This is a genomic window from Arthrobacter ipis, from assembly GCF_014694315.1.
In the GTDB taxonomy this organism is placed as follows: Bacteria; Actinomycetota; Actinomycetes; order Actinomycetales; family Micrococcaceae; genus Arthrobacter; species Arthrobacter ipis.
This window is the reverse complement of the sequence record NZ_JAAOXD010000007.1, coordinates 59,657-68,421: the sequence shown is the minus strand read 5'-3', so window position 1 is coordinate 68,421 and position 8,765 is coordinate 59,657. Positions and strand designations below refer to the sequence as shown.

The following is an 8,765-nucleotide window of genomic DNA, read 5'->3' as shown; positions in this document are numbered from 1 at the left end:
GATGCTGGTGTGCATCTGGGACGATTCGACGTATTTGCGTGCGATCGCGAGTGCTTCCTCACGCCGTCCCTTCGAAATGAGCCAGCTCGGCGATTCGGGGAGGCCGATGCGGGCGAGGAACAGGACAAATGCGAGTATCGCGCAGGTGCCGAGTACGAGGCGCCATGGGGTGCCGGCCTCGTGCAGGAGCGTGCCGACGATGAATGCCATCATGAAACCGACGTACCAGGCGATCAGCGTCAGCCCGAGCAAACGCCCGCGGAGCTTTGGAGGGGAGAACTCTGATAGCAATGGCCCACCGATTGAGTACTCGCCGCCGATCGCGACGCCCATGAAGAACCGGATGATGGCCAGCTGGATCACGGCCCCGTCTCCGGAGGTTACGAAGAACTGGGCCGCTGAGACGACCAGGAACAAGCCCATGTCCACGAGGAACATGGGCTTGCGTCCGAACTTGTCAGTAGCCCAACCGGCAAGGGGGGAGCCGACGAAGATACCAGCCAGCGGGCCTGCAGCGATCATGCCCAGAGACAGTGCGTCGAGCTGGAGATCTGACCGCATGGATCCCGCGACGGGGCCGATGATTCCGAGGATGTAACCGTCGAGGAACATCCCGCCGATGAAGACGGCGACAAGCCGCACCATGAAGCGGCGTTTGAACTTGGAGCTGGTCTCGTTTGATATCGGGGTGTCGACGGAGGCCGTCGTGCTGGTCGGATTGATCATTGAGATTTGTTCCCTTCTGGTTTCAGCGCAAACCGCTGACGGCACCCGAGCGGCCGTTTTAGCGCAAACCGCTGACGGCACTAGAGTGCCTTCTTGAGCATCGGCTGGTTGACGACATTAATATCTGACACCTTGAGCCGGCGGCGTCCGTTGGGTTCGGGTCTCTCGCTAACGGTTATCGACATTGACATCACGTTTGCTTGTCATGAAAGGGTTTCCTTTGGTGAATACTGCGGATACCTCGGATAGGGCCATCGACGAGCAACCTTGGCGACAAGGGTTGCTCGTCGAGACAGGTGTTGCGCGTTCCGGAAGCGAGTTTCACGTTCCACAGAGCGGCCTTAGTGCAGCGCATCTCTTTCGTTCACAGAAGAGAACGCGAAACCGATAGGCACGACTCGATTTGTTCCGTATGAATCAATCGGCTTCGCGATAAGCAACAGATTGCTTCAGGGCCGCCGCTATTGTCAAGGATTTTTCCCCAGGCAAATCAAGCTTGATATTCGCGTCCGGACATGTTTGCCGACCTTGCTGGCCGGGACCACGCTCCGGAACGGCTACCGCCAACTCGTGAACTGCCGGATAATTCCTTGGTACCAACACCGCCATGGAAACGACGGCGGACACTCGCAAGAACGACACCGGGAACCCGCTCCACGCCCAGTGTGCAAGGGCGCGTTTTCCTCGCCGCCGACACTAAGCCATGACGACCGACTGGACCACAACCAAACCACGATTCGACCTCTAACCTAGTCAAAACTCCGACCGATAAGCTTCAGCGAACACGCGCTGCGCGACAACCTCAGAATGTTCGTCGCGGCTCCCTGCTTTCTGCGTTGCCCATGGCAAAGCTCTCCGGCGTAAGGACTGCGTATCGGCGGCCACCTCGTGCCGGTCTGAGGTACACCCCAACCTGACGTCGGGTAGGTAGCTGCCGGGCTGTCAGAGTGGGTTCGAGACTCTTATCCGCTCAGGGTGCCTCGGCGTCTCATCATTCCGTCATGCAGTCATCCAACAGGCCGGTAATGAACAGACATGAAAGACCAGCCAGGCAGCAGTACCTCGCTTCGGGAACGGCGGTAAAAATCCACAGAGTCATGTCGTTGACTCCGAGGGCAACCATGAACAGCTATCGACGGAAAAACCCTCGAGCCACGGAAGAAGGACAGTCAGCACCATGGGCTACAACGCAGGGCAATATTGCCGTCAGGCGCTATCGGACGGCCTGTGGGCGTCCGGCGACACCAATTCTCCGCGGTTGGGCGCAAGTCATGCCGCCCTCCCCCAAACACACCATGAAGAAGTGAACAGCCGACCAAAAGCCCGAACAGGAGGTACCGAGTGAACACCAAGGATGCAACAACCCGTCCACCCAGGAATGCAAGGAGGCAGCCGGCCACAGCACGGGCCACCAATGAAAAGGGCCCCCGAAGGGGCCCTTCACAACACAATTTGTCCACAGTCAGAGGCTAAAAAGCCCCTGAACAGGGAAAACACGTGCCCGAGGTGGGACTCGAACCGGGCTCTCCCCCTGAAAATCCGCCACTCTTTCGAAAACATCCCCAATCCGAGCCAGTCCGGCACCATTACAAGCGAATCCGAAGCCCAGGGTGTGGACACTGTCCACACCCTCTTTTGATGCATATTTATCCACCAGAAACTGCTGGCCTATGCCCGAATCCTGTCCATGGCTGTACCAGCGCCAGGGTGTGACAACGAGCGCGAATGTCCTGGCCCCCAGCTGGTGTTCTGCCGCGGCCGAGCATGTCGGCACCGTGAGGTGGCCTGCGACAACGAGCGTCATTCCGATGGACCTCCTTCAACATTTCATGACCGCAGGAATGGAAAGTGCATGACTGGCCCAGCCGATTGACGGGTCTGTTTTCAGAAACCCAGGCTGCACGTTCGCTGCGGTCCGGTTCCTCAAGTTGCTGGAGAAGTTACGGGCAGTAACTTGTCGGCAGCGTACCTTCATTCCCCCCAGATGGCGAGATATTGCCGCAAGGGAAGCCCCGTACCGCGTCGACACGGTGGGGGCTTCTCGTGTTTCCAAGCAGAGAGCTACCTGGTACGCCGGTCGTTGTCCCCGCTGAGGCCCCTGGGGCGCAGGGGAAAAGTGCCGGGCCCGCTTTACTTAGGGGGTGCATCGGGCCCGGTTTACTTAGGGGGGTGCATCGGGCCCGGCAGTTCTGAAGGTTCCGGGTTCGCGGCAACCGTTATCCTTCAGGACTCTCACAGTTTCAGGGTTTGCCACTTACAGCTGGATTGAGTTCCTGGTGGAGGACTGGAAACCGGGACTGCGCCAGGTGCTCGACTGGCGCAAGGCACTCATGGCGGAGTACCGGATTCCGCCCCTGTATGAGCTCCATGCCACCAAGTTTGCCAAGGGCCGGGGGAACCCGTCGCTGGGTCCGGACTGGAACCGGAAAATATCCAACCGCACCCTGGTCATTGATGACGTCGTTGGGTTCCTGGCCGGCTGCTTGGTTGAAGACCAGGAAGTAGACCAGCAGCGTGGCGCCGAGGAACACGGGAATCAGTTCGAGGAAACGCCTGAGAACATAGGTCGTCATCAGCGAAGCGCACCCCCTTGGGCAGGCATCCTGTCCCGGGATGCGGTCGAGTTGTCCATCAAAGATCCTTTTCCACTAGGGGTGCGGGACGACGTCGGTTCACTCACGGCGTGCGGCCTGCGAAAGTACACCCGGGGCCCGGGCCATGAGGAGAATGCGGAAGCAGGACGACGGTGGGGACCCCGATCTGCGCAGCCCCCGCCGTCGTCCTGTTGTTACTTGCCGGTGATGGCGTAGTACAGCGGATCGCCGTCCCAGCCGAAGTCGACGTTGGTTACCTTGTCGCTCCAGCCGCCCTTGACGACCGAGTACCACAGGGGGATGGCCGGAAGATCCTCAAGCAGGATCTCCTGTGCCTTGTTCATGGCCTTGCTGCCCTCACTGACGGAGGAGGCGGCCAGTCCATCGGAGATGGCGTTGTCGAACTCCGGGTTGGCGTAGCCGGTGACATTGGAGCCAGCGCCGGTCTTGTAGAGCGGTCCGAGGAAGTTATACAGCGACGGGTAATCCGCCTGCCAGCCGTCGCTGATGGCCCCGGTGAGGGTCTTGGCGGTCGCGTCGTCGAGGATGTCCTTGTAGGTCGCGTATGGCTTGCCTTCAACCTTGAAGCCGAGGGTGTTCTTGAGCTGGTTGACGACGGCTTCGACCCAGACCTTGTTGCCGCCCACGTCTGCGTTGTAGCCGATGGTGAACGTCCTGGCGGCGTCCCACGGCTGGATGGCATCGGCCTTGGCCCAGGCGTCCTTGGCCTTGGCCGCGTCGAACTTCAGGTTCTCCGAGCCCGGGATCGAGTCGCTGTAACCGTCAAGCACGGGAGCCGTGAAATCCTTCGCAGGGAGCGCGCCGCGGGAGATCACCTTGATGATCTCGTCGCGGTTAATTGCCATCGAGATGGCCTGGCGGCGGAGCTTGCCTGCCTCGCCGCTCCATTCCGGCAGGTATTCCGGGATGTCGAGGGTCGTGTTGCCGGCGTACGGCTTGTCGATGGTGCGGTCGCCAAGGTCGGACTTGAAGTTCTTCAGCGCGCTGAGGGGGATGCCCTGCAGGACGTCCAGGTTGTTGGACAGCAGGTCCTGGTAGGCGGCGTCGTCGTTCTGGAAGATCTTGACCGTCACACCGGCGTTCTTGGCCTTGCGGAAACCGGTGTAGTCCGGGTTCGGGACTAGCCGGATCTGCACGTTGTGCTGCCAGCCGCCGTCGGCCATCTTGTACGGGCCGTTGCCGACCGGCTTTTCGCCGAAGCCCTTCGGATCCGCGAGTGCGCCGGAGGGGACCGGGACAAAGGCGGTGTAGCCGAGGCGCAGCGGCCAGTCGGACTCGGGCTGGTTCAGTTCGACGGTGAAGGTCTGGTCATCAACAACTGTCAGGCCGGACATTGTCTCAACGGTCGAGCCGTCTGCGCTGGCCTGGTCGTAGCCCTTGATGCTTTCGAAGAAGCTGCCGCTGAGCTGTGCGTTTTTCGCGGCAGCACCGAAGTTCCAGGAGTCGACGAAGGTCTTGGCCGTAATCAGCTCACCGTTGGTGAACTTCTGGCCCTTCTTGACCTTGATGGTGAAGTGCTGGCCGTCCGTGCCCTCGATGGACTCGGCAAGTTCGTTGACCGGCTTGCCGCTGGGGTCGTAACTGACGAGGCCCGCGAACATCAGCTTAACGACCTTGATACCGCCGGACTCGCTGGCGTCGGCCGGCATCAGCGGACGCTGCGGCTCCGTACCGTCGACCAGGATCACCTTGCTGGTGTCGCCACCGGTACTGCCGCTGCCGCCAGTAGAGCCGCCGGCATCGCATCCGGTCAAGGCAAGAGCGGCGATGGCCACCATGCCGAGTGCTTTGGAAGTTCCCGAAAAACGCATTCCGCCTCCTATGTGAGTTAGGGAGTTCGTCAGGAAAAAAACTCAGGGTATGTGCAGGGCCGGGCAAAGGGATTTCCTGTGACGTGGCCTACATGTGGCTTTCCCGTCGATGAGTACTGGTCTTGGTGGTTTCCCGATGGTTTCCCGTTGTCCTCGCAGGAGGTTAGGGAGCGTGGCGAGGAGCGCTTTGCCGGTGACGGCCGGCTGACGTTTTTCATCTCATTGGCTTCTAGCCTTTGGCGGGCAGTTCAGTGCAGAGGTATTTTGGTGCATTGAACCAGAGGGGGAGGAAGTCAGTGCGCGCGGCGTCCGGGTGTATTTTCAGTCCGTAATTTACGAAGTCGGTTGAGGTTCCATCACTTTCGTTCAGGATGCAGGCGTAGAGTCCGAGGAAAGAAAGAACCTCGTATGAGAGTACTGAGTTGTTGCCTTGGTTGCCCAGTGGTCCGAGGTGCCCGGAGTTGACGTAATCGTCGATGTGGTCTCCCCATTTTTCGTATGCCGCGTTGAATTGGGGACTGCACGGTTCGTTGGCGATGGAACCTATCAGTTGGTCGCAGGTGTAGTCCTTGCCTTCGATGCGGACGGTCTTCGCGGAGCCACTCCCGCGTGCTGGTGCCGTCGTCGTGGTTGCTGGAGGTGTGAAGGTATCCGCCGGTGGCGTGTACGGGTTTTGCTGTGCTGGTGGTTGGGCAGCTTGTGGTTGTGTTGTGGCTTGTTGCGCTGTGCCTCCTCCGTTGCTGCTACAGGAGGTGAGTAGCGTAGCTGCGAGTGCGGCTGCTAGGAGGGTCTTGCCGGTCATTGTGGGTCGCACGGTTCTGTCCTCTGCCTGTTTCACTGTTGTCAGGGCGGGTTGATGTATTGCTGCTTAGACCGTGACGTGGGGTTTCATCAGGGTTGTCCCCGTAGCTGGAGCCTCATGGAACCACCCTGTCGCCATATTTGACAGCGCAGAGTCGCTGTTGGGCAACGTTGAACATGTCAGTGAGATTGCTTGCTGGTATTTCCGGGTAGTCGTTCTGCACGGGTTTTACGTAGGAGTCGATTCCTTGTCCCCGTTCTATGATTTCGCAGGCAAAGAACCCGAGCCTCGCTTTAGCTTGTTGTTCGATGTGGGCTAGGGAGCTGTAATCGTTGGACGCCATAATAAAGGACTGCATTTTGTCGCCCCATTTGTTGAAGTCGTACTGGTAGTTGCTATCGCAGGTTCCGCCGATGAGCTGGTCGCAGGTGTATTGCTGTCCGTAGACGGAGACGGTCTGCTTTGTGGTGGGCGTAGCAGTGGACGGGACTGTGCTGGTTGGCTCTTGAGCGGCTGGAGGTGCCGCTGGGGGAGCTGCTGATTGTCCCGTTCCTGTGGCGGTGTTATTACCGCAGGCGGATACCATGAGCAGACTGCTGAGCAGTGCAAGACGGAGTGTAGTTGCCTTACGTTTTGGAGCGCGATGAGACTGCGGCAGAATGGGGAATGGGGGTTCTGAGTGCTGAGTGTGGTTCATGATGTGGTCTCGGTCTAGAGCACTTCGGGCTGGTATTGGCAGCTTTTGGGCGTGTTGAAGTTGTTTCGTCGCCATTTTTACTCGACGTCCCTTTGTCGAGGTCGTCATACGCGTAACACCGATGTTGCCGTTAATGCATGACGATGTTGCTTAGTCTGGGTGCTGCGCGGAATGCGTAGCACCGTAGGTCCCCAGCCACCGGACTCCGAGCGCTTCGATCCAACACCCGGGCACATGCAGAAATTGTGTATTGTGCGGCAAAAGTTCCAGAAGGGAAAAGCTGACATAACCACGGAATGGGTGGCTGGGACGCGGTTACACGTCTCGTTCGTCGGCCAGATGCGTTGGAGCACATATCGACCGGTGGCTAGCTGCATAGCAGCAGTTGCGTTTTGCCCTGGTGGGCCATTTACGCTGACAATCAAACTGAAGCCGGGGCTAAACTTCAGCCGCCCGAGAAGCATTCTTAAACTCGGTGAAAGAGATAATACTCCCCAGATCCCCTGGCCGGAAGGGAGCCGACGATATTCTAAGTGTTTTTGGCTCGTATACGGACGTCACCTTGCCTAAGGGATTAGTCCTCATATCCCAATGTGAGGCGGCGAGCCCATTGACTGTAGCAGAACGTGCGCTAGCGGCGGCGGAGCCTGAGGCCTATTTGATGAAACCTCGATTATTGGCGCTGGAATGCTGGCGAAGAACGAGGTGATGGAGCTCTGGACACCATCGTTCGCTTGGGAGACGAGGCCGCAGCCGGGCGGCCACCATCCGTTCAGATCGCACTGAACCGCCATGACCGACTCGACCTAGAACCCGAGCGGGAACGCCGTCTGAGACCACAGGATGTACCCGTTGATGCCTCCCAAGATGGCAGCCACCGGGCCGGTCCAAAGGAGAATCATGCCGCCGCCTGACGCCAACCGCGATGATTGGCTCAGCTTGCCTGCCAGAAGCATCGCGGCTCCGATTATCGCCACGATGGCGATCACAATGAAGGCGCCGACGAGGATGCCCCCGCCGATCTGTTTGAGCGAATCGAGAAATGGGAAATCTGCGTTTGGGGTGATGCCAGGATCCATCGCTGCGAGAAACATCGGGCACTCCGTCTGTCGACTTCCATGGGAATGAGCAGATTGGCTCACGAGTTCATGGAGACGTTGGTGCTGGGCTACATGACTAGTCCGTAATTTCTGCAGACCAAGACCGGCAGCTTCTCCCTGCGCCGAGCTGCAAGCCCGCCGGGCCGCCAACCGAACGCCATTCGAATATATGTTCTAACATTGGCCTTGTGAACGGTCACCGGGGTTGAGGTGGATCCAGTTGTGTTAGCTCAGTAGGCGGGCTCCTGCTGAAGTCGTTGGCTCATACGCCACTTGTGGGTCCGCAGTCATTATTGTTCCTTTCAAACTGGCTCTCCGCACGTCGCTTAGCTTCAATAGGGACGCTTTCGCCCCTGGTTCCCGCTCGGCAGGGCGGTATTTCTTGGCCGGCGGAAAGAAACGAGCGGGGCGTGCACTGTGCACGCCCCGCTTACTTACTCAGTACTTGGGGTTAACCTCTGTTGGTGGACACCTGAAGTAGCGGGATCCTTGGATTCTGCGGGAAGGTGTTCTTGTGAGGACGACACGACGTAAATTCACTCCGGAGTACCGGCGGGAGGCCGTGCGCCTGGTGATTGATACAGACAGGCCGGTCGCACCGGTGGCTAGGGAGCTGGGTCTGGGTGAGCAGTTGCTGGGACGGTGGGTGGCCCAGGAACGGACGCGTCTGGCGGCCCCTGAAGAGTTCTCGGCGGCGGAGACAGAGAAGTCGGAGCTCGAGCGGTTGCGCCGGGAAAACGCGCAGCTGCGGATGGATAACGAGTTCCTGGGAAAAGCCGCAGCCTTCTTCGCTTCCAAGCAGCAGAATCGGAATGCTTCGAGCTGATGGAGGCCGAGAAGGCTAACTACCCGGTCCAGCGGATGGCCCGGCTTTTGCGGGTGTCACGGTCCGGGTTCTACGCCTGGCGGCGACGAAGCATTTCGGAGTCTTCGCCGCGGGCCGTAGTGCGGACCGAGCTGGATGGAAAGGTCCGGCGGGCTCATGCGGATTCGAACGGGGTTTACGGTGCGCCG

At 59.3% G+C, this 8,765-nt stretch carries 6 protein-coding genes and 1 pseudogene; 1 reads left to right on the top strand and 6 read right to left on the bottom strand.

The annotated features are described in order from the left end of the window. The 6 genes from G9E11_RS15315 to G9E11_RS15290 all read right to left on the bottom strand — a co-directional run. Nucleotides 1-726, bottom strand: a 726-nt coding sequence (locus G9E11_RS15315; RefSeq protein ID WP_190608313.1) for an MFS transporter, incomplete at its 3' end; no start/stop codon positions are given. 2,240 nt (nucleotides 727-2,966) lie between these two features. Then, nucleotides 2,967-3,299, bottom strand: a complete 333-nt coding sequence (locus G9E11_RS15310) for a hypothetical protein (RefSeq protein WP_190608450.1) — start codon at nucleotides 3,297-3,299, stop codon at nucleotides 2,967-2,969. Between the two features lie 215 nt (nucleotides 3,300-3,514). Then, nucleotides 3,515-5,152 (bottom strand): peptide ABC transporter substrate-binding protein, encoded by a 1,638-nt coding sequence (locus G9E11_RS15305; RefSeq protein ID WP_190607236.1) that lies wholly within the window; start codon nucleotides 5,150-5,152, stop codon nucleotides 3,515-3,517. Between the two features lie 229 nt (nucleotides 5,153-5,381). Continuing rightward, on the bottom strand, nucleotides 5,382-5,954 hold the full coding sequence (locus tag G9E11_RS15300) for a hypothetical protein (protein WP_190607234.1): 573 nt from the start codon (nucleotides 5,952-5,954) through the stop codon (nucleotides 5,382-5,384). A gap of 115 nt (nucleotides 5,955-6,069) precedes the next feature. After that, complete coding sequence (locus G9E11_RS15295; RefSeq protein WP_190607232.1) at nucleotides 6,070-6,540, bottom strand: hypothetical protein; 471 nt, start codon at nucleotides 6,538-6,540, stop codon at nucleotides 6,070-6,072. 917 nt (nucleotides 6,541-7,457) lie between these two features. After that, nucleotides 7,458-7,745, bottom strand: a complete 288-nt coding sequence (locus G9E11_RS15290) for a hypothetical protein (RefSeq protein ID WP_190607230.1) — start codon at nucleotides 7,743-7,745, stop codon at nucleotides 7,458-7,460. A 499-nt stretch (nucleotides 7,746-8,244) separates the two neighbouring features. Between G9E11_RS15290 and G9E11_RS15285 the strand changes: the two are divergent. Beyond that, nucleotides 8,245-8,765, top strand: a pseudogene (locus tag G9E11_RS15285) (transposase); the annotation flags it as partial.